Origin of the sequence: Paraglaciecola sp. (assembly GCF_030730205.1) — a bacterium.
GTDB lineage: Bacteria > Pseudomonadota > Gammaproteobacteria > Enterobacterales > Alteromonadaceae > Paraglaciecola.
Map to the genome: position 1 here is coordinate 1 of NZ_JANQVQ010000010.1, position 25,614 is coordinate 25,614.

A 25,614-nucleotide genomic window follows, 5' to 3' on the forward strand; every position below is an offset into this window, starting at 1 on the left:
ATTTGGCTTTGGTAAGTCTATCTTAGAAACTCCTCGCTCGGCCTCTACCATCAGTCAGGAACAAATGGAACGTTTCTCTATTGGCGATATTGATGAACTCGTCGCCTTTGCTCCGGGAACTTATACACAATCATTCTTCGGTGTTGCCGGATCACTAGATGTAAGGGGAACACCGGGCGAGGCCTATTTCCGCGGCATGAAACGTCTAGACAACCCCGGTAACTATCCGACACCTATTGGTGCTTCAAGCCGAATTGATATTGTACGTGGCCCTGCTTCACCTATTTATGGTCCAGCAAAGATTGGTGGTTACTTAAACTTTAACCCAAAATCTGCTAGTGCCAGTCGCGGACAATATCTTGAAGAAAATACCGGTGCTTTTTCATACACAACCGGTAGTTGGGACAAAAGTGTGCTTTCTGCGGAAGTCGGTGGTCCAGGCTCAATTGGCGATAAAAAAGGTGGCTTCTACCTATACGGAGAAATTGAAAACTCAGGAAGTTACTACGACAACAGCGGCACAGACCAAACCATTTTACAAGGCTCATTTAACATCGATGTGACTGAGAACTTGCGTTTCGAAATGGGCGGTATGCACCATAAGTATGATGGTAATCAAGTTGCAGGTTGGAACCGTTTGAGCCAAGACTTAATTGATAACGGAACTTATATTACTGGCACGGCCAAACCCTTAGACACGGATGGTGACGGTTCAATATCACATGCAGAATATGGTGCCGACGGTGTCAATCTTGCTGGAAATGGTTTCTTTTACGCTGTGCCGTCACTTTTTACTGATGCTGACGCAACGGATTTAATGAAATTAGTTAATCCAGGCACAACCAAACTTAAAGGTAATCAAACGCTAGTAGCTGCCGATGATGTATTAGAAAATACTGTAGATACTCTGTATTTCGATATCATGTATTACACCGAAAGTGGTTGGGAAATTAAAAACCAATTGTTTTACGAAGCCTATGACAACATAAATGAAAATGCTTACGGTTTTTCTCAAATGCATGACAGTTCTGTTGTTGAAAACAAATTGATCTTCGCAAATGAATTTGAAACAGACTCAATGATTGCTCAAGTGCAGATATCTCCTTCTATTCGTCACACTGAGTTTATGCATGCTGATGATTTTAATTATGAGTATTTTAACCGTCGTGATTTGACTGGTCCTTCAACAGCCTTAGACAGACGCGAATTATCAACACGTATTAATGATAACTTTGATAATTACGATGTAGGTCACTATACCGATTACGGTTTTGCGGCGATGACCGATTTAACGTGGGATTTTGGTCTTAACATTGTACTTGGTTTGCGTTATGACAGTTTAGACGTTAAAACAACCTCACGTGGCGATTTATTGCTAAACAAGGGACCCGTTGTTTCTGCTGAAGATACTTTCTCTGGTACATCATGGAATACCAGTATTTCATACAAGTTTGAATTTGGATTAATACCTTATATTACTAAGGCTAAGCAGGCCACTCTAGTTGCGGGTCAGGGTGCTGAAGTTGGTTATGGACAACTAATCGATGACGAAGGTAACTCTTTCAACGGCGCTTTTGATACATCAACCTTAACCGAATATGGTATCAAGGGTTCATTTTTAGAAGATAGCTTGTATTTTGCATTAGCATCATACGAGCAAGAAAGAACGGACTTTAACGCTCAAGCCATCGTAACTAATGCTACTACCCAGAACAAAGGAACGGAGTTTGAATTACGTTGGGTGGTAAACGATCAGTTGGTTATGACCGCTGGTTATACCAATATGAAAGTATATAACCTAACTGCATGGAACAACGGTGAAGGTGGCTCATTATTTGGTTTCTTAGGTATCGAAGACTTAACCGGCTTGACTGATCCTTCGTTAGTATTAGGTGGTAATCCTATCGGTCTGACGTTAATCCCTTCTAAAGAAAACGGCGGAAGCATTGAGGATGCGCGTAAACAAGGTATTCCTGAAAACATTTATACTGCTACCGCAACCTATGACTTCCAAAACGGTTTCACAGTTAATACCAGTATTATTAGTGCTGACTCAACTTACTCGGGTTTCTCTAAGAGCGTAATGTTGCCAGCCTATACCTTGGTTAATGCGGGGATTTCTTATTCAACAGATACTTGGACGGCGAATCTTTCAATCAAAAACCTTACTGATGAAAAATATTTCCGTGCTAACTTCCCTGACTTGTTTGGTGCACAAATTGTATTACCCGAACTACCTACAAGTTATCAAGCGAAGATTAGCTATAAGTTCTAGTACAACAAAACGACTAACTTAGTTAGTCGTTTATCTAATCCAAGGGATAAGGCTGTTACACAAACAGACTTATCCTTTTTTTTTAAAGAGGAATATATGAACAGAATAAACGTATTTATTTTAAGCAGTTTATCGTTTTTTATCTTGTCTTGTTCACCACAAAAAGAAATATTGGCAGACGACATCAAAGACGGTCCCATGGAGATAAAAGTGGTGGTAGTCAACATGTTTGAAATCGGTGAAGACCAAGGCGATAAAGCGGGTGAATTTCAGCTGTGGAAAGCAGGACAAAAATTAGATACCTGTGTGCCTTTCCCCGCTTCATACCATGATATCTGCTTAAATCCTAAAACGGGCGTGCTGGGCATTGTGACTGGGATGGGCACAGCGCGCGCGGCCTCAGCGATTATGGCACTGGGATTGGATCCGCGTTTTGATTTAACTAAATCCTATTGGTTAGTTGTGGGTATTGCTGGTGTTGATCCACACGATGCGTCTATTGGCTCAGCGGTGTGGGCGAATTATTTAGTCGATGGTGACTTAGCCCATGAAGTCGACGCCAGAGATATGCCAGCAGATTGGCAATCTGGTTATTTCCCGCTGTTTCAAGAGCAAAAACTCGATACCACCACTGAGTTTGATGCCAGTACTTATCAAGACTCACCCAATGGCGAAGTGTATCAATTGAATCAAGCGTTATCTAACTGGGCATTTGAGCTAACCAAAGATGTAACGCTTAGCGATTACCCCGCAATGGAAGCGTTACGCGCGAAATACATCAATTACCCTAATGCGCAAAAACCGCCTTTTGTCTTACAAGGTGATCAATTAGCCGCAGCGACCTTTTGGCATGGCAAACATTTAACCGAATGGGCCAATGATTGGGTACGCTATTGGACCAAGGGCCAAGGTAATTTCGTTACCTCTGGCATGGAAGATACCGGCAGTTACCAAGCTATTACCTATTTAGACAATGCTAAAAAAGCCGACAAATCCCGTTTTATGGTGCTGCGCACGGCCAGTAACTATTCCATGCCGCCTGATAGTATGACCGCCCTAGACAATTTGATTGCTGAGGGGAAAGGCTATGTTGGTATGCAGTCTTCCTTAGAGTCTGCCTATGCCGTTGGTAGTGTGGTGGTAGACAACATTGTGGCCAATTGGCCACAGACTAAAACCCTTCTGCCTTATGAAATTCAAAACGATACTCGCCCTACTCCCCAAGCAGGCTTAAGCGCTATCAAGCCCGTTGCTACAACGCAACTCACCCAACACTTAAGCACCGAGGAGTTAGTTAAGGCGCTCAATTTAGAAGGTCACGTTGAAGGCGGCTTCTTTCGGCAAACCTTTAAAGCAGAACATCGGCCCATGATAAAAACAGAGGCGGGTCCGCGAGTGACCATGACTTCTATCTACTATTTATTGTCGGCAGAGTCGCCTATTGGCCATTTTCATATGAACCAAAGCGATATCATGCACTACTTCCATATGGGTGATCCCATCACCTACACCCTCATTCATCCCGATGGTCATTTAGAAACCATCGTAATGGGCTCCGATCCAAACAAAGGGCAAGTGATGCAGATGATGGTCAAAGGCGGGATTTGGAAAGCCTCTAACATCCCCACCGATGGAGAGTATGGTTACGGACTTATTGGCGAAGCAGTCGCACCTGGTTTTGAATACAGTGATATGCAATTAGGCGATAAAGCTGCACTCTTGGCCCAATTTCCGCAGCATAAACAGCTGATTAACCAGTTGAGCCACTAAGGAGATTTTAAAACGATTTGTAAAATACAAAAAGCGGTATGACTAAAAACGGTGATACCGCTTTTTTACTGTTGGTATTTTGAACTTGTTGGCAAGTCGTGTTACTAAAGGTTAAACCACTTATCCAGAGGATATATTTTGCTTAAACAAGCCACGCTCTTTACACCTGCAATAACAGCAAGCACCTTGCTTATTCCACTGTTTGTCACCGGCTTATTTTCAAGTTTGGGCTTTGCTCAAGAACAGACCGGCCGGCAAAAAGGAGGATTAGACTTTGTGAGCCAACAGTTGGCAGAGCAAATGTTAAATCAAACCAAAGCCCTGAGTAATCCTGAATTAGTAAACGCACAAGCCAACTATTTTAGAGCGATGTATCTGGCTTTGATTGAAAGCGGTTTTACACAAGATGAAGCCCTAAAAATTACTGTTGCAATGGCCTCAAAACATGACTAACTATACAACTTTAAGCCTTACTTAAGTCAAATTAAGGGCCAAATCTAGGAATTTTACACCCTTGAATCTGGCTACTGCCTTTACATGACTGAACTTAAATGATTTTGGCCAGCCAGCTTTGTTTGACTTTTTCAGGTAAAAAACTCGCGCTAAAGCTATTTTTGACCAGTTGAACCAAATGGGATTTTTCGATAGGTAAATGATCAATTAATGCAAAATAGTTATCGTTAAGATAACCCCCGAAGTAACTGGGATCATCAGCATTGACCGTAGCGACTAAGCCATGTTCAAGCAATTGTAGAATGTTATGCTCTGTCATATGTCCAAACACCTTTAACTTAGTATTAGACAAGGGACAAACCGTTAAAGGAATTTGCTGCTTTACCAAATGGGCAACAAGTTCAGCATCTTCAATGCTGCGCACACCATGATCGATGCGATCAACGGCTAAGCTCTTGGTTGCCCCCCACACATAAGCGGGAGGGCCTTCTTCTCCGGCGTGCGCAACCCGTTTCAAACCATAGGCTCTGGCTTTAGCAAATACCCGTTCAAACTTCTCAGGTGGATTGCCTAACTCTGAGCTATCCAATCCTACTGCGGTGATCATCGCTAAATAGTGTCGTGCTTCTTCGAGGGTCTGCATGGCACTTTCTTCACTTAAATGACGTAAAAACGACATAATCAACAAGCAAGATTGCCCCCATTCTTTTTCTGCTTGTTTGATGGCTCGGGCAAAACCGGGCATGAACACTTCAAAACCAATATTCCTTTGAGTATGGGTTTGCGGATCAAACATGATCTCAGCGTGCACTACGTTATCTTCACGGCACTTTTGTAAGTAGGCATACATGAGTTGATAAAAATCATCTTCATCACGCAATACAGAAGCGCCAAAGTAATACAGATCTAAAAAGCTCTGTAAATTATGAAAATCGTAAGCTGACCGCACTTCTTCTATGCTTGAATAGGGTAATTCGACACCATGTTTAAGGGCTAAACTCATCATTAACTCAGGTTCAAGTGAACCTTCGATATGCAGATGAAGTTCAGCTTTGGGTACTCGACTGACCCACTCTTTAAGCTCATTTTTCATTGTTCTATTCCTGACTGCATAACTGTTGAACATAATTATTTAAGATGCACCAATAATGGATCAATGCACCATAATGGAACTCACTCTATCCGAATTTTAGACATCCGCACTTTACCCAACTGTAAAATAGGGCCACTCTAGCCAAGAGTTGCTGTTTATCTGATCAGTTAGGGATTATTTATCAAATATTGTGCTGCTTTAGTAAGCGGTTTTCGCTGACTTTATAGTTCATCATAAAATATTGTAGAGTTCAGCATAATTCGCACCAAAAAGTGGACTCATTGGTCAGCATTTTGCAGAATAATTTTCATTAACCGCAAAACGGCTATTTAATAGCCTCATAAAGAGCAAATTGCATGTCAAATTTCTTTGAACGGATGTTTAAGCTTAAAGAACATAAAACAAACTTTAGAACTGAAGTCATAGCAGGTCTCACCACTTTTGCCGCGATGTCTTATGTCCTAGTTGTAAACCCTGGCATTTTATCTGCTGGTGGTATGCCCATAGAAGGCTTGATCACCGTAACGGCGCTGGCGGCCTGTATTGGCACCCTGTTGATGGCGTTGATGACAAACTATCCTATCGCGATGGCACCAGGCATGGGTTTAAACGCTTTTTTTGCCTTTACTATCTGTTTGACTCGCGAAATTCCGTGGGACGCGGCACTAGGCATTGTCTTTTGGAACGGCGTATTGTTTTTACTGCTGTCTCTTAGTGGTGTTCGAACCAAAATTGCTGAAGCAATACCCGCAGCACTCAAGATTGGTGTGCAATGTGGCATTGGCTTATTTATCGCTTTCATCGGCTTAAAAAATGCGGGTATCGTTGTATCTAATCCAGCTACATTTGTCACCATTGGCGATTTATCAGAACCAGCAGCCCTTTTAGCTTTAGTCGGTATTCTGTTAACCATTGTTTTGGTCATCAAAAAAGTCACCGGTGCGATATTAATTTCAGTTCTAGTGCTCACCTTAATTGGTGCTTTTATTCCGGTTGGAGACGGCTATTTAACCCAGCACACAGACAGTTTTATAGGCATGCCAGATAGTATCAGTACCACCTTCATGGCGATGGATATTATGTATCCAATTGAACACCTTGCAGAAACATGGGATCTTATTTTTGCTTTGTTGTTCGTTAATATGTTTGACACCATCGGTACCCTAATAGGTGTTTCTCGCCGAGCTAACCTGCTTGACTCAGAGGGAAAGTTACCGAAAATGGGTAAGGCGATGAACGCTGATGCGGCTGCCAGTGTGGTTGGCGCTGCTATCGGTACATCACCAGTGACCTCTTATGTTGAATCTGCCGCAGGTGTATCGGCAGGTGGTCGTACTGGTTTGACTGCAGTTGTAGTCGCATTGTGTTTTTTACTGGCCTTGTTTTTCACCCCTCTCATGAAGGTAATCCCACTGATGGCGACTACCCCGGCACTTATCATGGTAGGGATTTTAATGATGGATTCCTTTAGGCAATTAGACTTTGATGATATTACTGCCTTAGCCACAGCTTCAATGGCTTTATTGGCGATGCCCTTGACCTTTAGTATCAGTGAGGGGATCGCATTAGGTTTCATTACTTATGTGGGCATTATGGTAGGAACAGGCCGTTATAAACAAGTGAGTACAATTACCTACATTATGGCGGCGGTCTTTATATTGCGATACATCTTAGATTTAAAATAAACTCACAGGAAAAACAAAAAGGGAGTGATGAAGCTTAAAACCCTGCATTCATTCCCGCATCATTTTTAAGCCACAAAAATTCCATTTGTTTAGCGGTTTTTACAGCAAGCGCTTCGCTTTGTAAGCGACTGACTAAATATAATGTCATATCAATACCAGCTGAAATACCACCCGAGGTCACAATATGCTCGGCTTCAACCCAGCGCACATTCTTTCGTACCGTAAGCGTAGGAAAATCAATTTGTAACTGAGTAGCATCTTCCCAATGAGTGGTAACGGCTTGCTCCTTCAATACCCCAGCATGAGCAAGGAGAAATGCGCCGGTACAAACAGAAGCCACTATACGAGCACTCTTGGCCTGCTGTGCAATCCAATCAAGTACCGCCGTTTTATGAATTTCCAGACTGTGATCGCCCCCAACAACAATAAGCACATCAAACTGTGGAGCATCACTAAAAACATAATCAGCTAGTACTTTGTACCCTGCTCTCGCAAGCACGACACCCGGTTTTTCCGCCACTAAACTAACATCAAAATACGGTGTACCACTGACTCGATTAGCCGTTGTTAGTACTTCAAATGGGCCAGAAAAATCCAGAACCTCAGCATTTTCATAAATATATATACCCACTTTCATGATTTATTCCTGCTCTTGTTTAACTCGATTATGGCGCGAATTCCATGGCTTTTAGTATCTGAAAGTGTCTCGTAAAGACTTGAGTGCATGTTCGATTATCAAAATGCCTCAACTTTTCATCAGTCAGTGACAAACAATGGTTTATTCAGCTGACTGTCGCTAACAGGTTCAGCACCTATCACGGTATACACACTCATTGAGATTTCAAGGACAACATTGATAACCCGCATGGGACTTTCCTTGAACTAACTCGCCTCAAACAGCTAAACCCTGGCTATTTAGTATGATTGTTAGGGCTGATATTAAACAAGGTATAGAAGTTTTGAGTAGTGACTTTGGCAAGCTCTTCTACTGTAATACCCTTTAACTGCGCGATGAATTCGCCAACTTCACGCACATAACCTGGCTGGTTTTGTTTACCACGATAAGGCACGGGAGCCAACCAAGGTGAGTCAGTTTCAATTAACAAGCGCTCTAATGGAATATGTTTAACTACCTCTTGTAACTCACTTGCTGTTTTGAAGGTAACGATGCCTGAGATTGAGATGTAAAAACCAAGTTCAATGGCCTCTTGGGCCATTTCCAAACTTTCAGTAAAACAATGTAATACCCCGATAGTGGCCTGATCTTTGTGTTCTTTAAGCAAATTAATGGTGTCTTCACGGGCATCACGGGTATGGATGATCAAAGGCTTTTTAAGCGCATTGGCGACCTTAATATGATCAATAAAAGATTGCAGCTGAACCTCTTTGGTATCAGCACTGTAAAAATAATCAAGTCCTGTTTCACCTATCGCAACGACCTGCGGGTCGGCAGCGGTTTTTAACAAGGTATGATAATCGCAGGCCTCGTCTTGATGTAGGGGATGCACACCACAAGATACGGACACATTGTTTAAACCATTGACCTTATCCAACATGCTTGGAAAGTCTGCAACCGAGACACAAACACATAAAAAGTGTTCAACCCCCCTTTTTTCGGCAAAGTCTAATACGTCTCGTAATTCATCGGTGGATTTATCAAGCCTATCTAAATGGCAGTGGGAATCTACAAACACAGGGTTTCCTTTGCAATGAATGCTATTGGTTTTTAATAAGAGAGATATCGCTAAGGAGCTGATTTAATACCAGCACTTTATTTACACCTGGATTACGCACTCTTTTGACCGCTTTTATGGCTTCTTGATGCAGTTGCCATAGTTGAGGACTCAACGAAGCGCGTTTTTTGACTGTTTGATGTAGCCAAAATTGTAACCAACTCAGTAATTTTTCTACCTGTTCTTGCCAATCAGCTGCAAGTTTAGAAGGATTAATTTGCTGGGTCATTAATTGCTGCAAGCCTTGTTTGAAAGCCTCATAAGATACCCCCTGCTCTTGCTGTAACTCATCAAGTAAAATCAGTGGTGCATGGGCATAAAGCTGAACAAATTCTTCATCTACCGGATCTTGCCATTGTGTTAACAGCCATGACTGCGTTTGCGAAAGTGAAGGTGGCGGCATAAGGATGCGTTCACAGCGACTAATGATGGTAGGCAAAAGCCTTTCCGCTTTGTCTGTCACTAATAACAAAAAAGTATTACTGGTTGGTTCTTCGAGTGTTTTTAATAAAGCATTGGCGCTGGCTTCTGTCATGGTATGCGCGGCATAAATAATCAGAACCTTAGCCCCAGACAATTGCGCAGAGCCACTGAGTTTTTTAATGGCATCACGTATTTGATCAACGCCAATTTGTTTTTCTGACAAGACCTCATGAAAATCCGGGTGACTGCCAGCACGCTGGAGTAAACAGGATTGGCATTCACCGCAAGCGTGATCAGGGCTACTTTTGGCACATAAAACATAAGATGCAAATTCTTTAGCAAATTCAGTTTTACCTATTCCTAATGAACCTTGCAGTAATAAAGCGTGATGCAACTTATTCGTGTGTTTACGTTTAGCAAGCTGCTGAAAAGTTGTTGTTAACCAAGGATACATTTATGCCACCAAAAATTGCATAACGGCTTGACGTATCTGCTGGTGAACGTCAACCATCGTTTTCATGGTATCTATGATTACACATCGTTCGTCTTGTTTGGCTAAAGACAAATAACGCTCTCTGGTTCTAACAAAAAAATCGAGATGCTCATGCTCTATTCTATCAAGCTCACCTCGACCTCTGGCCCGTTTTAAACCTTCACTGGGTTCAACATCCATATAAAGAGTTAAGTCTGGTCTAAAATCTTTAAGGGTGATATCACGCAACGCATTCAGCATTTCACTTGCAACTTGCCTTCCACCTCCCTGGTAGGCTTGTGATGACATATCATGACGATCACCTAATACCCACTTGCCCTGCTCAATCGCCGGAAAAATAACATTCTGTACAAGTTGCGCTCGGGCTGCATACATGAGCAGTAGTTCGGCTTCAATGGTCACTTTTTCATCACGCCAATTATGTTTAACACACTCTCTGATAGCTTCAGCCATAGGCGTGCCGCCCGGCTCTCGAGTCGTTATCAGGGTATGACCAGCGTCTTCAATAAGCTGTTTTACTATTACTACGGCGCTACTTTTACCTGCGCCTTCTAGTCCTTCAATAACAATAAACTTTCCTGAATTTTGCAATTCAACTCTCACTTCTTGGGTTATTTAATTTTTAACTGATATTGGCGCACGGCTCTATTATGTTCTTGCAACGTTAAAGAAAATTGATGGCTACCATCTCCTTTTGCAACAAAATACAACTCTTCAGTTGCCTGTGGCTGAAACGCCGCTTGAATAGCCAATTGACTGGCCATAGCAATGGCTGTCGGCGGTAAACCTTTAATAACATAAGTATTATACGGCGTTGGTGTTCTTAAGTCTTTGCGTTTTATGTCCCCATCAAAGTCATTACCTAAGCCATAAATAACCGTCGGGTCAGTTTGTAAACGCATATTTTTATTTAAACGATTCACAAATACGCCGGCTATACGGGGCCTTTCTTGCGCTATGCCGGTCTCTTTTTCAATGATAGAAGCCATAATAAGCCCTTCAAAGGCACTGTGATAAGGCAGGTCTAAAGCGCGATTCTGCCATGCTTCATCTAACACTAGCTGGAGATTTTGATGAGCCATGGTAATGACCAAACTGGCGTTGCTGCCGTCAGCAAAATGATAGGTGTCAGGTAATAACCAACCTTCTAATGACTGACTAGGCAAATCACTCTCAAGCGCAGCAATGGTTTTCACCGTTTTATCATCAAAAATAAGTTGGGGGTGGCTCTGTAGCTGTAACATCCAGTCACGCCAACGCAAGCCTTCTACCAAACTGATAGAATAGAGCTTTTCTTTACCACTTATAAAGACCTGCAGAATTTGGCCTCTGTTCATTGATGGTAAAATTTCGTAAGTCCCCGCTTTGAATTTAGCGAGATGCGGACGAAGTTTAAATAAAACTTTGAATGCAGGAACATTTAACGTAACACCCTGCTTTTTTAAAGAGGTCAGCACCTGCATAGCGCTTTGGCCTTTCGCAATTTTAAAGATCTGCGCTTGCCTAAGTCCGCTTGTTTCGCTTAATTGTTGCTCTAGATAAAAATAAGCACCGAGTAACACCAAACCCAGTACAAGTATCAATGAAAGAACTAACTTTACCCCTTTACGCCATCCTATCATCCTTGATACCTACTCATGACTCAGTGCTTCTGTCACTAATATCTGTAGTTTTTTCACCTGCTGACAAGAAAATTGCCAACGGTGGTGGCCATCGTGACTTTGTAATGACACAACTGGGACTATTTGCATCAGTGAATTACAAATAAACATTTCTTGTGCGACAAAATTCTTATTAAACAGTGAATTAACTTTTTTCACCGCTTGATTATTAACCGCTAACACAGTACAAATTTGGTTACGCATAACGCCTTCTACCCCGCATTCATCCAGCTTCGGCGTGTACCACTGATCATCGTGCCACCAAAATATATTACCTGCGCTGCTTTCAACAATTTCATTATCACTATTACAAACCAGCGCATCGTCGAATTCACTTGAGGTTAATTGTTGTTTGATGAGCACCTGCTCTAAACGATTTAAATGTTTAATACCTGCAAGTAAGGGTTGTTTTCCTAGCTTAACCGAGCTTGAAACTAACTTTATTCCTTTGCTTTGCCATTCTTTATAATGATGTGGAAAGTCGTGACTTGAAATAAGGTAATTAGGATTGGTTACGCCACAAGGACTATAACCTCGACCACCACTGCCACGGGTAACAATTACTTTGAGCACGCCTTTTAATAACGTAGAATTTTGATTAACAAGGTGTTGTGCGGAATCACTTAATTCTTGCCACTGATTAAAGTCTATTCCTAATCTGCTGCAATCCTGTTTAAGTCTCGCTAAGTGTAAGGGCCATGCCAATAGCTTACCTTGTGCAAACACTAAGGTAGTAAAGCAGCCATCTCCATAGTGTAAGGCCCTATCACTCGCTGATATAAAATGTTGACTATGCCCGTTAATAATCATCAATGTACTTACTACCTCACATAAAAAAGCCCAACAAACTGGGCTTTTAATAATGCACTGTTAAAACGTAAAATTACACTAATTTAGACTTTCTTGAATAATAACGAGCCATTCGTTCCACCAAAACCGAACGAATTACATAACGCATAATCCATGGATATTTTTCTTGCGGTATTCGCCACGAAATCAAGATCGCATCCCTCACCAGGATTATCCAAATTAATGGTCGGCGGAGCAATTTGGTCTTTTAACGCAAGAATTGTAAAGATAGCTTCGATTGCCCCTGCAGCACCTAATAAATGCCCTGTCATTGACTTTGTCGAACTGACTAATACGTGCTTAGCATGAGAACCAAAAACACTTTTCACCGCGGCAACCTCAGCAATATCACCTGCAGGTGTAGACGTACCATGAGCATTGATATAGCCAATCTGCTGTGGTTCAACCTTTGCATCATTGATGGCATTTAACATCGCTGCGGCAGCTCCTTCACCATTTTCCGGCGGTGAAGTCATATGATAAGCATCACCGCTCATACCAAAACCAACAAGCTCAGCATATATCGTTGCACCGCGTTGTTTTGCTGACTCGTACTCTTCAAGCATGATGACACCGGCGCCTTCGCCCATAACAAAGCCATCACGGTCTTTGTCCCAAGGCCGACTGGCAGTGGTTGGGCTGTCGTTAAGGGTCGATAGAGCACGAGCCGCAGCAAAGCCACCAATCCCTAAGCCACATATAGTTGACTCGGCACCACCGGCTAACATTGCATCAGCATCACCATAAGCGATGGTTCGCGCTGCAACACCAATATTATGTACCCCTGTGGTGCATGCAGTCACAATATTTAAATTTGGACCTTTCAAGCCTTCCATAATCGAAAGGAAACCTGAAATCATATTAGTAATAGTGGCAGGCACAAAAAAGGGTGATATTTTCCGCGGTCCAGATTCAAGTAGTCGACTATGATTTTCTTCAATCAAACCCAAACCACCTATGCCCGAACCAATGGCAACCCCAATTCTAGCAGCGTTTTCGTGTGTAACGACAAGGCCAGAATGAGCTAAAGCTTGTTTGCCCGCAGCAATACCAAATTGGATAAACTTATCCATTTTTTTGGTTTCTTTTTTCGGAATATATTGCTCTACATCGAAGCCTTTTACTTCACCTGCAAAACGAGTGCTATATTCACTTGCATCAAAAGAGGTAATGGCGCTTATCCCACTGACTCCAGCAATAATATTTTCCCAAGTTGAGCTAACATCATTACCCAAAGGCGAGAGCATACCAAGACCAGTCACAACTACGCGACGTTTAGACACAGAGGCCTCCGAACGATATAACAATAGAAAGGTAAAATGACAAACGGCTCAGAAAGAGCCGTTTTTTTGAACTTTTACGCGTCTTTATGAGCGTTAACGTAATCAATTGCAGATTGAACAGTTGTGATTTTCTCAGCTTCTTCGTCAGGAATTTCAGTATCAAATTCTTCTTCAAGTGCCATTACTAATTCAACGGTATCCAATGAATCCGCACCCAAATCATCAACAAATGACGCTTCTGGCTTAACTTCTTCTTCTTTAACACCCAGTTGCTCGATAATGATTTTTTTAACGCGTTCTTCGATTGTACTCATAATTCTAGTTATCCCTTAAAAGTCTCTAGATATAAATTTGCGTGTAGTGTATTCACCAAGTTACTAGCATGCAAGCATGACGACTAACTTTCTTTCTGGTCAAACCACCCTACAACGCAGTCTAATAAACATAATATTAACAAGCAAGCACCGACTCACAAAATATCGTTTACTTGCCTGAAATTTAACACATATGCATGCCACCATTGACATGTAAGGTTTCACCAGTGATATAACCTGCTTCATCACTGGTTAAAAATACCACTGCTGCTGCGATTTCTTCCGGCTTTCCTAAACGATTTGTAGGAATGTCTTTAAAAATTGCGGCTTTTTGCTCATCAGTGAGTGCTTTAGTCATATCAGTATCAATAAAACCGGGAGCGACCACGTTAACCGTTATACCTCTTGAAGCGACCTCGCGAGCCATAGATTTACTAAAACCAATCACCCCCGCTTTGGCAGCAGCATAATTGGCTTGGCCGGCGTTCCCTGTACTGCCCACTACTGAGCCCACATTGACGATGCGTCCAAACCGTTTTTTCATCATGCCACGTAACACCGCTTTAGATAACTTGAATATCGCTGTTAAGTTGGTGTCCATAATATCTTGCCATTCGTCATCCTTCATACGAAGCAATAAGTTATCACGAGTAATGCCCGCATTATTGATGAGAATATCTACACCACCGTGCTCTTTACTAATGCCATCTAATAGGGCTTCTATTGATGCAGGATCAGCTACATTTAATACTTTACCCGCTCCGTTTTCACCTAGATATTCACTAATCGCATCAGCACCGCCTTGCGAAGTAGCAGTACCTATTACGGTGGCGCCTTGGCCTACTAATTTCGAGGCGATCGCTTTACCGATCCCACGACTTGCGCCCGTTACTAAGGCGACTTTTCCAGCTAAATTTGACATAATATTCTCGTATTTACCTATGCGTTATTGGCAATTGACTCGATGGTATTCAGTGCGTCACAGCTGACACGCTTATCGATTCGTTTGGCTAAACCAGTTAGTACCTTTCCTGGCCCAATCTCATACAAACTCTCTACACCGTTATCAGCCAAAGCAACGACGGTTTCAGTCCATCTTACTGGGCTGTAAAGTTGTTTAACAAGTGCTAATTTAATGGCCATTGGCTCTGATTCAATGGCAACATCAACATTATTAATAACGGGAATCTGAGCTGCAGAAAATTCAATACTTGTTAATAGTGCTTGTAATTTTTCAGCAGCAGGCTGCATTAACGCGCAGTGAGATGGCACGCTGACAGCCAAAGGTAATGCACGTTTAGCGCCGCTTTCTTTACAATAATCGGCGGCCAACTTTGCCGCATCGCTTGTACCTGCAATCACCACTTGGCCCGGTGAGTTGAAATTCACTGCTGAGACCACTTCTTTAGCTTCTATTTGCGCTCGTTCACAGCACTCAACCACTTTGGCGTCATCTAAACCAATAATGGCATACATCGCTCCTGTTCCTGCCGGCACTGCTTGTTGCATAAACTCGCCTCTGGCTTCAACTAACTTGATAGCATCGGTAAATTTAATGACACCAGCACAAACAAGGGCTGAGTATTCACCAAGAGAATGGCCTGCCATATAGTCGGGCAAGTTTCTTCCATTCTCAGTCAATACCTTAAACAAAGCGTAACTTGCCGCTAGTAACGCAGGTTGGGTGATATGGGTTTGGTTTAATTTAGATTCGTCTTGTTGTACTACTTGCCATAAATCGTAGCCCAAAACGGCACTTGCTTGCTCAAACACCGCTGTAATAACCGGGTATTCAGTTGCTAAATCACTTAACATACCCAAAGACTGTGATCCCTGACCAGGGAAAACCCATGCTTGTTTACTCATATTACTATCTCAGATAAAAAGAATTAATAACGAACTAAGGCTGATGCCCAAGCAAATCCGCCACCGAAGGCTTCTAATAAAAGGGTTTGGCCTCGTTTGATTCGCCCATCCCGAATAGCAGTGTCTAAAGCGGTAGGCACCGTTGCGGCTGAGGTATTACCGTATTGCTCTAAGGTAAGTACAACTTGGTCGAGAGACATTTCTAACTTTTTAGCCGTTGCTTTAATAATTCTAAAATTCGCTTGATGAGGCACTAACCAATCCAAATCAGATTTTTGCATATTATTTGCCGCGAGGGTTTGCTCTACTATTTCACTTAACTTATTGACGGCAACTTTAAATACTTCATTGCCTTTCATGCTGCCCCAATTTTGATGAACGGATAGCTCATCACCCCGGGTAGGATTTCCAATCGTGAGTAAATCGCCATACGAACCAGCAGCATTTATATGGGTTGAAAGTATACCGGGTTCTTCACTGGCTTCGATAATAGTGGCGCCTGCCGCATCACCAAACAATATGACCATAGTGCGATCTTTAGGATCAATTAAGCGACTTAAGCAATCGGTACCAACTACAAGTACCCGTTTAACCATACCTGTTTTGATATATTGGTCTGCTACGCTCAAAGCGTAACAGTAGCCCGCACAGGCCGCAGCAACATCAAAGGCAGGAATACCATCTAACCCTAATTCTTTTTGAATTTCGCAAGCCGTGCTAGGAAGTGCATAGCGACCACTGGTGGTGGCACATACAATCATATCAATAGATTTTACATCGATATTAGCCGCTTCTATGGCCTTTTTACTGGCCTCAACCCCCATCGTGGCGGCAGTTTCGTTTGCACCAATAATACGGCGCTCTTTGATACCAGTGCGATCGGTGATCCATTCATCAGAAGTATCAACCATTGTTGCCAAGTCGGCATTGGTACGTATTTCACTTGGATAATAACTACCCGTGCCAATTATTCTTGAATTCATGTATTAGTGGCGCTCCATTAAAACAGCTTCTATTTTATCTTTTATTTTTGATGGAACCTGCATAGAGACTTCTTTGACTGCTTCACGAATAGCATATAAAAAAGCCTCAGAAGAGGCATTCCCGTGGCTCTTAACCACAATCCCGCGCAATCCTATCAGACTCGCCCCGTTATACTGGTCGGGGTTCATCCGCAAATAGATGTTTCGTAACAACGGTAGAGCGATCTTGGCTAAAATTTTATTCAACCAGTTTAAATTTGATGCTTTTTTAACTTCATTCAATACAAGCTTTGTTAAGCCTTCACAAGACTTAAGCGCGATATTCCCTGCAAAACCATCAGTCACAATGACATCGGCCTTTTGACTAAAAATGTCATTACCTTCTACATAACCGATATAATGAATAGAAGGTGTATCACCCAGCATGCGAGCGGTATTTTTAACTCGATCATTGCCTTTGTTTTGTTCAGAGCCAACGTTTAATAGCGCAACTTTAGGTCGCTCTATTTCCCCCACTAGTTCAGCCAATACTGAGCCCATGACAGCATACTGAAATAAGACTTCTGAATCACAGTCCACATTCGCGCCTAAATCGAGTAAATAAGCCTTGCCGTTATCGACTGTGGGCATCAAAGAAATCAAGGCTGGTCTGTGTACGCCGGGTAACATTTTTAATACATGATAAGCCATGGCAAGTAAGGCACCGGTATTACCTGCGCTAACGCAGCCGTCAGCTTCGCCTCGCTCAACCAAATCGAGCATACGGCGCATTGATGAATCTTTTTTATTCCTTAGTGCAGCAATAGGGGCTTCGTCCATACTGACGGTTTGCTGGCAATCTGATAATTGCAGACGAGCTTGAATGAAAGGGTCTTGTTTGTCGTACCACTTGCTCAATAGATCGATTGGACCACACAACACTAGATATAAATTTGGATTTTCGATAAGAGAATTTAATGCGGCGGGCAAAATAATATGGGGGCCGAAATCGCCCCCCATGATATCTAACGCTAAGGTTAGACGACTCAAAGTCAACACCCTTTAAAATTAAAGAGAGATAACTTTTTTGCCTTTATAGTAACCATCAGCAGTCACGTGATGACGGATATGCGTCTCACCTGACGTTGAATCTACTGACAAAGTAGTGGTGCCTAATGCATCATGTGAACGACGCATACCACGCTTTGAACGGGATTTTTTACTTTTTTGTACAGCCATTGCTTGCTCCTAGTCTCGCTTAAGTTCTTTCAAAACCGCGAACGGGTTTGGGCGCTCATCGGCCGGTTCAATTACTCCAAAACTCATATCATCCGCTTTAATACTGCAATCCTCCTCTGCATGAAGGGCTACAATAGGCAACGATAATATCAGCTCGTCCTCAAGGGTCTGAAGTAAGTTGATTTCTCCATGGTCATCGACCTCAACCGGTTCGTAAGCGTCCGGTAACTCATCAATGTCATCTTTATCAGAACCCTGCACTGGACTGAAGCAGAACGACACATCAATTTGATGAGCAAAGACGTTGTAACATCTTTGACACAAAAGTGACGCTGAACATGACATATGCCCATCAAAGTAAGTCAGACCCTGCTCGTCTTTTTTAAACTTAACTTCGACATTCACTTCTTTGTCAATATCAGCAACTGCTTGACGCAATCTAGCCATATCAACAGTTAACATCACACCCCGATACTCGGAACGTTTATTGGCACTTTTGATTGGGTCTAGCTGTTTAGGCAGTTTCACTTTTTGCATAGCGCGCGCATCTTATAGAGTAGTAAGGCTTTAGTCAAAGAAAATGTATAAAAAACAGTATAAGACCGAGCACAAATATGCTTTTATGTCTTAATAATTAATAGCGCTTTTCAAACATATCCAATATGAAAGTCATTTTAGCATCAAGTTCACCCTACCGAGCAAGCTTACTTGCAAAATTATCTCTACCTTTTACCTGTCAATCACCAGATATAGATGAAAGTCCCTTAACAAATGAAACCGTATCAGCTCAAGTCGCGCGTTTAGCCTTTATAAAAGCACAAGCAATTGCTACTCAATACACTGACGGCTTCGTTATTGGTTCAGATCAACTCGCAATGTGTCAGGGCGACGTTTTAGGTAAACCTGGAAATCACTACAATGCAAAATTGCAGTTGCAACAGTTAAGTGGAAAAACAGTCACCTTTTATACTGGCTTATGTTTGTTAGATTGCACTAACAAACAACAGCAAACGATAGTTGAAACCTTTGAGGTTAGTTTTAAAGCACTCAGCGACCAGCAAATTCAACGCTATTTAAGCATTGAACAACCTTATGACTGTGCTGGTAGTTTTAAAAGTGAAGGTTTAGGTATCGCGCTATTTGATAAGTTACAAGGACGAGATCCAAATACCTTGGTGGGTTTACCCTTAATAGCCCTAGTGGAATTATTTTCAAATTGGGGGATCGATATTTTCGAGCATATGCAAACTCAATCCCCCTGTTAATGAATCACAGAGGGAAATATGTCACTTGAGGTGAACACATACATTAAGCATTATCTTTTTCTAACTTCACTAAGGCATTTTTTAACGCATTGTCCAAGGGGGCTTGAAAGCTCACTCGTTCATTCGAATTAGGGTGAATAAAGGAAAGTGAAAACGCATGTAAGAACAACCGGCCCAATCCTAAACGCTGCATTCGACTATCAAAGTTGTTGTCACCGTATTTATCATCACAGGCGATAGGATGGCCAGCATGTAAACAATGCACCCTAATTTGATGAGTACGACCGGTAATAGGCGAGGCTTCAACTAAGGTTGAATCTTTGTATTGGTTCAAAATTCGAAACCGCGTTTCGGAAGGCTTGCCCTCCTCTTCATTAACCGAGACCATGCGCTCACCAGACTTAAGAATATTTTTTATCAATGGCGCTTTCACTTTAAATCGATTTTCGGGCCAATTGCCGCTCACCAAAGCTTGATATCGCTTATCAACCTGCTTATCCCGAAGTTGTTCGTGTAAGCTTTTCAGTGCAGAACGTTTTTTTGCGATCAACAAACAGCCTGAGGTATCTCGGTCCAAACGATGGACTAATTCTAAAAATTTTTGAGCCGGACGTAAGGCACGTAATGCTTCAATCACCCCAAAACTTAAACCACTGCCGCCATGCACTGCCGTACCTGTAGGTTTGTTCAGCACAATAATCCATTCGTCTTCAAATAAAATGTGGTTTTCTAAACTGGACACTTTATCTAATTTTGTTGAGGGTAACTCACTTGGTTCAGACACCCTTATAGGAGGAATACGCAGTTCGTCATTGGCAAGCAGTTTATATTCTGGTTTGACCCGCTTTTTATTAACCCTGATCTCCCCTTTTCGTAAAATCCGATAAATAAGGCTTTTTGGAACGCCTTTTAAAAAGGTCCTTAAAAAATTATCAATCCTCTGCCCTTCAAGCTCTGGTTCAATAGTAATAAATTGTACTTTTAAAAATGTTTCGTCGCTCATATGCCTGCTATTTAAGTTGGAATGACTATTGTTACACTAACCGCTTTAATAACTTGCTAGTTTAAACCCTTTAGTGTGATAATGCGCCCGTTTTTAAGCACGAAGTAATATTAAAAACAAACAGATGTATAAACCTGTTCTGTGAGCCAAACGACACTAAGTCGTATATAAGCAATACATGCAACTGTTAAGTGAGTCACTTTTCAACAGTGTGATTAAACAGAACCCTTACGTCAGCGATTTAATTTAACTATCGATCGCCATACAGATGTAAAGAATGTAAATGAATTGACAAGGCATTTGAACCCAACCGAATACCACAAGTAAGTTGGTTCGAATGCTTGAAAGTTTTAAGAATAGCTAAAAACAATTTGGATAACTCGCTGCATCTAGTGCCCACACAAAGAATTTGGGTAAAAGTGTTATAAAACAAAGCATTAATTAATAATGGCTGAGACACTTAAGCGATTAAAAAACTTAAAATATGCATACAGTCGTGAGGCTGCATACCGCAATTGTCACATCACCCTGCACGTCTTTTATCGAGAGCGGTCGGTACTTTACCGAGCAAACAAGAATGAAAAGAATGTTAATCAATGCAACCCAGCAAGAAGAGCTGCGCGTTGCACTTGTAGATGGGCAAAAACTGTATGATTTGGATATTGAAAGTCCAGGCCATGAACAGAAAAAAGCCAACATCTATAAAGGAACTATCACCCGCGTCGAACCCAGTTTAGAAGCAGCATTTGTAGATTATGGTGCTGACCGCCATGGCTTTTTACCACTAAAAGAAATCGCCCGCGAATATTTCCCACAAGGCTACAAGTTTGATGGTCGTCCCAATATCAAAGACGTTATCAAAGAAGGTCATCAAGTTATCGTACAAATTGATAAAGAAGAACGTGGCCAAAAAGGCGCAGCCTTAACCACATTTATCAGTTTAGCAGGCAGTTACTTAGTTTTAATGCCAAATAATCCTCGCGCCGGTGGTATTTCTCGTCGCATCGAAGGCGATGAACGTACCGATTTAAAAGATGCTTTAAACGGCCTAGAATTACCCGATGGTATGGGCTTAATCGTCCGTACCGCAGGGGTAGGTAAATCTCCTGAAGAATTAGCCTATGACTTAGACTACCTCGTGACAGGTTGGTCTCGGATAAAAGAAATCGCTGAATCCCGTCCTGCTCCATTTTTAATTCATCAAGAGAGTGACGTGGTTGTGCGCGCCTTGCGTGACTATCTACGTCGCGATATTGGTGAGATACTGATTGACCAAGTTGATGTGCATGAACGTGCCTTAAAGCATGTGCAACAAATGCGTCCTGACTTTGTTAATCGGGTAAAACTTTACCGTGGCGAAGTACCTTTATTCAGCCATTATCAGATAGAAAGCCAAATTGAGTCAGCCTTCCAACGTGAAGTACGCTTGCCCTCTGGCGGTTCGATTGTTATTGACCCAACTGAAGCATTAACCTCAATCGACATTAACTCAGCCCGCGCAACGAAAGGCAGTGACATCGAAGAAACGGCTTTCAATACTAACCTTGAAGCGGCAGATGAAGTTGCCAGACAACTGCGTCTGCGTGATTTAGGTGGTTTAGTGGTTATCGACTTTATTGATATGACCCCAATTCGCCATCAACGTGAAGTGGAAAATCGTTTAAAAGACGCTGTCAAACATGACCGTGCACGTGTGCAATTGGGCCGAATTTCACGTTTTGGCTTAATGGAAATGTCTCGTCAGCGCTTACGCCCTTCATTGGGTGATTCTGCACATAACGTTTGTCCTCGTTGTTCTGGCCACGGTACCGTTCGTGGTACGGAATCTTTGGCGTTGTCTGTTCTTCGTATCATGGAAGAAGAAAGCATTAAAGACAACACTGGGCAAATTGAAGCGCAGTTACCGGTTAACGTGGCAACTTATCTTCTGAACGAAAAACGTCGCTCAGTTGCCAGTATTGAAAAACGTCACGGTGTGCAATTAATCATTATCCCTAATCCCAAATTAGAAACCCCACACTACAATTTAGTACGTCGTCGTCCTGACGATGTATTACAGGAAATGAGCTATAACTTAGCCTTAGTAGAAGTAGAAGAAACGGTTGCTGATCGCACTGTGGCGGCCCCCGTCACCCGTGAACAGCCAGCCCTTCAAAGCTTAGTATCTCCTGATAAAGCGGCGAATGTACCTACGCCTACTGCAGAAAAAGTAGAAGCTCAAGCAAGCGAGTCATTATTGACGAAAGTGAGCAAGTGGTTATCTGGCTTATTTAAATCAGAAGAGCCTATTGAAGTTCCGAAGAAAGCGACTCATAGCAGAAATAAAGAACGCGCCCCGCGTAATAACCGTAACAACCGCAATGATAGAAACAAAACAGCTAAACCCTACGAGCAAAAAGAGCGCACCGAAGGTAAAGCGGACGGTAATGAACAAGCCAATAACCGTTCTGAGCGCAGGCCCCGTCGTGACGACAAGCGTAATAAACCTCGTCGTGATGACACAGCTAATGCAACAAGCGAAACAGCGGTAGTAGCGGATAAACAAGCAGACAATAAATCACCTGCCCCCGCACCTAAGAAAAACGAACGTGTAGCAGAGCGTCGTAAGCGCAGAGATACTCGTCGTACAGTGCGTGTCGAAGGCGATAAACCCAATACCAACGTTGATGATAAAGCCGTCCCTAAAGCACCGGCTAAAGACGCTCCTGCACAAGCTAATAATACTGTTGAGACGCAGGCGCCAGAGCAAATCAGTAAACATGACCAGACTGAGACTCCGCTACAACCTAAACCAGCAGCAAATGCAGAAACCAAGGCCGTAACTAAAGCTCCGGTTGTTGAGGATAAAAGCGTTGAGCAGTCTGAGCAAGTGACTGAAGCGAATAACCTAGAAAGCGCTGATGCAGGTGAACAACAACCATCGAATGAAGAAAACACTTCGCGCGCGCGCAGTCGTCGTTCTCCTCGCCATATTCGAGCAGCGGGTCAAAAACGCCGTAAAGAAAATGAAGAAAAAGCAGATGCTGAAGTAAAAGATGCTGTTGTTCAAGATGAATTACAATTTGACGCACCGGTTCCTAGCGAAGCAAAAGTAGCGAAAGATGAAGCCTCTTCTGTAGCACCAGAAAAAACGCCTGAACCCGCTCAAGCGGTGATGGAACTTTCTGATCAAAAGCGCCCTTCTCAACAAGAGCCTTCAGTAACGGAAGCTCCCTATGCCAAATCTGAAGTGACTGAACAAACTGCTGCACAGGTAAGCCCTGCACCTCAAGAACCAGTAAAAGCTGAAGTAACAAATGAAGCGGTGGCTGTAGACGTTAAAACCGAAGAAGCGAAAAGCGTTCAAGCGCTTGAGTCAGCACCTGTTGAACAACCAGCAGCGCCGGTAGAAACCGCTAAGACTGAAAGCCCCGCAGAGCAGCCCGTTACCGCACAAGCTGAAGTCAAAGTCAGTAAAGCGCTTACGCAAGCTAAACCGGTGGCTAAAGTTCAGAAGTCTGTTTCAGCCCCCATGGCAAGGCCTGTCTCTATTGACGAAGCCTTCACGGAACTCGATATCAAAGCGCTTGCCAATGATGCAAGACCTGCCATTAAAGTGTCGGGTAAGACAGCAGGCTTTAAAAGTGCAGCATTCAGTGTGACGGCTCCAGCTACACGCCCCACTTCTGAAGAATAAATAATAAGCTAGTTAAAACCGCAAATGCTCAAGCATTTGCGGTTTTGTTAGTTTTGCCCCACATGAGCTTCACTTCCTTCAACAAAGTAAGCCACCCCTTTAACAAGATGCTAAAGTTAATTCTTGTTTCATGTAATTTTTATACTGAGATCTTTCTATGAGTTTTGCCGAATTAGGCTTATCACCCAAAATTCTTTCTGCCGTATTGGCCAAAGGATACGACACTCCCTCTCCTATTCAGTTACAGGCTATTCCAGCCGTGCTAGCTGGAAAAGATGTTATGGCTGCAGCACAAACGGGCACAGGAAAAACAGCCGGCTTTACCCTACCTATTCTTGAATTATTAACCAAGGGTAAACCCGCAGGTCCCAATCAAGCCAGAGCCTTAATCCTAACGCCAACCCGTGAGCTTGCAGCGCAAGTAGGTGAAAGTGTTGAAGCATATGGTAAAGATTTACCTTTGCGCTCAGCTGTTGTGTTTGGTGGTGTGGGTATCAATCCACAAATGATTAAACTGCGCAAAGGCGTCGACATCTTAGTGGCAACACCAGGACGTTTGCTGGATCTTTATAATCAAAATGCGGTTCGGTTCAGCCAACTAGAGATTTTGATCTTAGATGAAGCTGACAGAATGTTAGACATGGGGTTTATTCATGACATTAAAAAAATCATCAAATTGCTGCCTGTCAAACGTCAAACCTTAATGTTTTCTGCCACCTTCTCTGATGATATTCGCAAACTGGCAAAAGGCTTGGTAAATAATCCTACTGAAATATCAGTATCACCTGCTAACACCACTGTCGAATCTGTTGAGCAATGGGTTTATCCAGTTGATAAAACGCAAAAAACGGCCGTTTTAGTTAAATTAATCAAAGATGAAAATTGGCAACAAGTATTGGTATTTAGTCGCACCAAACACGGCGCCAATCGGATCGTTAAACAATTAGAAGCCAAAAACATAGCTGCAGCTGCTATTCATGGAAATAAAAGCCAAGGCGCACGAACTAAGGCCTTAGCTGATTTTAAACAAGGTAAAATTAAAGCTCTTGTGGCTACAGATATTGCCGCTCGCGGCTTAGATATCGACCAGTTGCCGCAAGTTGTCAATTATGATTTGCCTAATGTCTCTGAAGATTACGTGCACCGTATCGGCAGAACGGGCCGTGCTGGCGCTACTGGCCAAGCGATTTCATTTGTTGCTGCTGACGAATTTGGTTTGTTAGCGGATATTGAGCGATTCACCAAACAAGTGATAAACCGCAAAACCGTAGCTGGTTTTGAGCCCACTAATCCAGTACCAGAGTCTCGTTTAGATACCCGTCCGATAAAACCGAATAAACCCAAAAGACCTAAACCTGATCATCGTGATGGACAACGTTCGGGTGAAAATCGCACTGGTCACAATCATCAGGCTAAGCGTGCGGCGCGCCCACAGCGAAAACCGCAACAATAAACCCAATCGCTACAACACGCCGTCATATCTATTACGCATTGACATGACGGCTATTTTATCTGCTTACTTAGTAAAAGGCGGCGGGCCTTGGCGCCATTGCGCCCAATTTTGCACAATG

The 25,614-nt window shown here is 42.6% G+C and carries 23 protein-coding genes; 7 read left to right on the forward strand and 16 right to left on the reverse strand.

What is annotated here, in order from left to right; all coding sequences use genetic code 11:
- The 3 genes from NWQ57_RS00765 to NWQ57_RS00775 all read left to right on the forward strand — a co-directional run.
- A partial coding sequence (locus NWQ57_RS00765) for a TonB-dependent siderophore receptor (protein WP_306020016.1) occupies positions 1-2,275 on the forward strand: 2,275 nt, incomplete at its 5' end.
- A gap of 96 nt (positions 2,276-2,371) precedes the next feature.
- Positions 2,372-4,045 carry a cupin domain-containing protein gene (locus tag NWQ57_RS00770; protein ID WP_306020017.1) on the forward strand — a complete coding sequence of 558 codons (1,674 nt, stop codon included), beginning with the start codon at positions 2,372-2,374 and terminating at the stop codon, positions 4,043-4,045.
- A gap of 138 nt (positions 4,046-4,183) precedes the next feature.
- Positions 4,184-4,498: a hypothetical protein gene (locus NWQ57_RS00775; RefSeq protein ID WP_306020020.1), complete on the forward strand. Its 315-nt coding sequence runs from the start codon at positions 4,184-4,186 to the stop codon at positions 4,496-4,498.
- A gap of 94 nt (positions 4,499-4,592) precedes the next feature.
- Here the strand turns inward: NWQ57_RS00775 and NWQ57_RS00780 are convergent, their stop codons facing one another.
- Positions 4,593-5,591 carry an adenosine deaminase gene (locus tag NWQ57_RS00780; protein ID WP_306020021.1) on the reverse strand — a complete coding sequence of 333 codons (999 nt, stop codon included), beginning with the start codon at positions 5,589-5,591 and terminating at the stop codon, positions 4,593-4,595.
- A 356-nt stretch (positions 5,592-5,947) separates the two neighbouring features.
- Here NWQ57_RS00780 and NWQ57_RS00785 point away from each other — a divergent pair, with 356 nt between their 5' ends.
- Entirely contained in the window at positions 5,948-7,276 is a 1,329-nt protein-coding gene (locus NWQ57_RS00785) for an NCS2 family permease (RefSeq protein WP_306020022.1), read from the forward strand.
- A 34-nt stretch (positions 7,277-7,310) separates the two neighbouring features.
- Here the strand turns inward: NWQ57_RS00785 and NWQ57_RS00790 are convergent, their stop codons facing one another.
- From NWQ57_RS00790 to yceD, 14 genes are all read right to left on the reverse strand, one after another.
- On the reverse strand, positions 7,311-7,913 hold the full coding sequence (locus NWQ57_RS00790; protein WP_306020023.1) for a DJ-1/PfpI family protein: 603 nt from the start codon (positions 7,911-7,913) through the stop codon (positions 7,311-7,313).
- A gap of 274 nt (positions 7,914-8,187) precedes the next feature.
- A complete protein-coding gene (locus NWQ57_RS00795) occupies positions 8,188-8,970 on the reverse strand; it encodes a TatD family hydrolase (RefSeq protein ID WP_306020025.1) in 783 nt (260 codons plus the stop codon).
- Positions 8,971-8,992: 22 nt separating this feature from the next.
- On the reverse strand, positions 8,993-9,886 hold the full coding sequence (gene holB / locus NWQ57_RS00800) for a DNA polymerase III subunit delta' (RefSeq protein ID WP_306020026.1): 894 nt from the start codon (positions 9,884-9,886) through the stop codon (positions 8,993-8,995).
- Positions 9,887-10,516, reverse strand: a complete 630-nt coding sequence (tmk, locus tag NWQ57_RS00805) for a dTMP kinase (RefSeq protein WP_306020027.1) — start codon at positions 10,514-10,516, stop codon at positions 9,887-9,889.
- Between the two features lie 20 nt (positions 10,517-10,536).
- Positions 10,537-11,547 carry an endolytic transglycosylase MltG gene (gene mltG, locus NWQ57_RS00810; protein ID WP_306020028.1) on the reverse strand — a complete coding sequence of 337 codons (1,011 nt, stop codon included), beginning with the start codon at positions 11,545-11,547 and terminating at the stop codon, positions 10,537-10,539.
- A 9-nt stretch (positions 11,548-11,556) separates the two neighbouring features.
- Positions 11,557-12,396: an aminodeoxychorismate lyase gene (pabC, locus tag NWQ57_RS00815; RefSeq protein WP_306020041.1), complete on the reverse strand. Its 840-nt coding sequence runs from the start codon at positions 12,394-12,396 to the stop codon at positions 11,557-11,559.
- 83 nt (positions 12,397-12,479) lie between these two features.
- Positions 12,480-13,718: a beta-ketoacyl-ACP synthase II gene (gene fabF / locus NWQ57_RS00820; RefSeq protein ID WP_306020029.1), complete on the reverse strand. Its 1,239-nt coding sequence runs from the start codon at positions 13,716-13,718 to the stop codon at positions 12,480-12,482.
- 74 nt (positions 13,719-13,792) lie between these two features.
- A complete protein-coding gene (acpP, locus tag NWQ57_RS00825) occupies positions 13,793-14,032 on the reverse strand; it encodes an acyl carrier protein (protein WP_068375444.1) in 240 nt (79 codons plus the stop codon).
- 184 nt (positions 14,033-14,216) lie between these two features.
- A complete protein-coding gene (fabG, locus tag NWQ57_RS00830) occupies positions 14,217-14,954 on the reverse strand; it encodes a 3-oxoacyl-ACP reductase FabG (RefSeq protein ID WP_306020031.1) in 738 nt (245 codons plus the stop codon).
- Between the two features lie 17 nt (positions 14,955-14,971).
- Positions 14,972-15,898: an ACP S-malonyltransferase gene (fabD, locus tag NWQ57_RS00835; RefSeq protein ID WP_306020032.1), complete on the reverse strand. Its 927-nt coding sequence runs from the start codon at positions 15,896-15,898 to the stop codon at positions 14,972-14,974.
- 23 nt (positions 15,899-15,921) lie between these two features.
- Positions 15,922-16,881, reverse strand: coding sequence for a beta-ketoacyl-ACP synthase III (locus NWQ57_RS00840; RefSeq protein ID WP_306020033.1), 960 nt, complete (start codon positions 16,879-16,881; stop codon positions 15,922-15,924).
- Positions 16,882-16,884: 3 nt separating this feature from the next.
- Complete coding sequence (gene plsX, locus NWQ57_RS00845) at positions 16,885-17,910, reverse strand: phosphate acyltransferase PlsX (protein WP_306020034.1); 1,026 nt, start codon at positions 17,908-17,910, stop codon at positions 16,885-16,887.
- Positions 17,911-17,928: 18 nt separating this feature from the next.
- Complete coding sequence (gene rpmF, locus NWQ57_RS00850) at positions 17,929-18,099, reverse strand: 50S ribosomal protein L32 (RefSeq protein ID WP_306020035.1); 171 nt, start codon at positions 18,097-18,099, stop codon at positions 17,929-17,931.
- A gap of 9 nt (positions 18,100-18,108) precedes the next feature.
- A complete protein-coding gene (gene yceD / locus NWQ57_RS00855) occupies positions 18,109-18,636 on the reverse strand; it encodes a 23S rRNA accumulation protein YceD (protein WP_306020036.1) in 528 nt (175 codons plus the stop codon).
- A 125-nt stretch (positions 18,637-18,761) separates the two neighbouring features.
- On the opposite strand from yceD, the gene NWQ57_RS00860 reads away from it, so the two are divergent.
- A complete protein-coding gene (locus NWQ57_RS00860; RefSeq protein WP_306020038.1) occupies positions 18,762-19,364 on the forward strand; it encodes a nucleoside triphosphate pyrophosphatase in 603 nt (200 codons plus the stop codon).
- Between the two features lie 43 nt (positions 19,365-19,407).
- On the opposite strand, the gene rluC is transcribed toward NWQ57_RS00860, so the two are convergent.
- Entirely contained in the window at positions 19,408-20,367 is a 960-nt protein-coding gene (rluC, locus tag NWQ57_RS00865; RefSeq protein ID WP_306020039.1) for a 23S rRNA pseudouridine(955/2504/2580) synthase RluC, read from the reverse strand.
- 586 nt (positions 20,368-20,953) lie between these two features.
- On the opposite strand from rluC, the gene rne reads away from it, so the two are divergent.
- Together rne and NWQ57_RS00875 are read left to right on the forward strand one after the other, a co-directional pair.
- Positions 20,954-24,043: a ribonuclease E gene (rne, locus tag NWQ57_RS00870; protein WP_306020042.1), complete on the forward strand. Its 3,090-nt coding sequence runs from the start codon at positions 20,954-20,956 to the stop codon at positions 24,041-24,043.
- Positions 24,044-24,200: 157 nt separating this feature from the next.
- On the forward strand, positions 24,201-25,496 hold the full coding sequence (locus NWQ57_RS00875; RefSeq protein ID WP_306020040.1) for a DEAD/DEAH box helicase: 1,296 nt from the start codon (positions 24,201-24,203) through the stop codon (positions 25,494-25,496).
- The last annotated feature ends 118 nt before the right edge of the window (positions 25,497-25,614 follow it).

Bases quoted from the DNA above. Each gene is read 5' to 3' on its own strand.
- NWQ57_RS00770 (WP_306020017.1), top strand. From the start codon at position 2,372: ATGAACAGAATAAACGTATTTATTTTAAGCAGTTTATCGTTTTTTATC.
- NWQ57_RS00780 (WP_306020021.1), bottom strand. From the start codon at position 5,591: ATGAAAAATGAGCTTAAAGAGTGGGTCAGTCGAGTACCCAAAGCTGAA.
- NWQ57_RS00785 (WP_306020022.1), top strand. From the start codon at position 5,948: ATGTCAAATTTCTTTGAACGGATGTTTAAGCTTAAAGAACATAAAACA.
- NWQ57_RS00790 (WP_306020023.1), bottom strand. From the start codon at position 7,913: ATGAAAGTGGGTATATATATTTATGAAAATGCTGAGGTTCTGGATTTT.
- holB (WP_306020026.1), bottom strand. From the start codon at position 9,886: ATGTATCCTTGGTTAACAACAACTTTTCAGCAGCTTGCTAAACGTAAA.
- mltG (WP_306020028.1), bottom strand. From the start codon at position 11,547: ATGATAGGATGGCGTAAAGGGGTAAAGTTAGTTCTTTCATTGATACTT.
- pabC (WP_306020041.1), bottom strand. From the start codon at position 12,396: ATGATTATTAACGGGCATAGTCAACATTTTATATCAGCGAGTGATAGG.
- acpP (WP_068375444.1), bottom strand. From the start codon at position 14,032: ATGAGTACAATCGAAGAACGCGTTAAAAAAATCATTATCGAGCAACTG.
- fabG (WP_306020031.1), bottom strand. From the start codon at position 14,954: ATGTCAAATTTAGCTGGAAAAGTCGCCTTAGTAACGGGCGCAAGTCGT.
- fabD (WP_306020032.1), bottom strand. From the start codon at position 15,898: ATGAGTAAACAAGCATGGGTTTTCCCTGGTCAGGGATCACAGTCTTTG.
- NWQ57_RS00840 (WP_306020033.1), bottom strand. From the start codon at position 16,881: ATGAATTCAAGAATAATTGGCACGGGTAGTTATTATCCAAGTGAAATA.
- rpmF (WP_306020035.1), bottom strand. From the start codon at position 18,099: ATGGCTGTACAAAAAAGTAAAAAATCCCGTTCAAAGCGTGGTATGCGT.
- yceD (WP_306020036.1), bottom strand. From the start codon at position 18,636: ATGCAAAAAGTGAAACTGCCTAAACAGCTAGACCCAATCAAAAGTGCC.
- NWQ57_RS00860 (WP_306020038.1), top strand. From the start codon at position 18,762: ATGAAAGTCATTTTAGCATCAAGTTCACCCTACCGAGCAAGCTTACTT.
- rluC (WP_306020039.1), bottom strand. From the start codon at position 20,367: ATGAGCGACGAAACATTTTTAAAAGTACAATTTATTACTATTGAACCA.
- rne (WP_306020042.1), top strand. From the start codon at position 20,954: ATGTTAATCAATGCAACCCAGCAAGAAGAGCTGCGCGTTGCACTTGTA.
- NWQ57_RS00875 (WP_306020040.1), top strand. From the start codon at position 24,201: ATGAGTTTTGCCGAATTAGGCTTATCACCCAAAATTCTTTCTGCCGTA.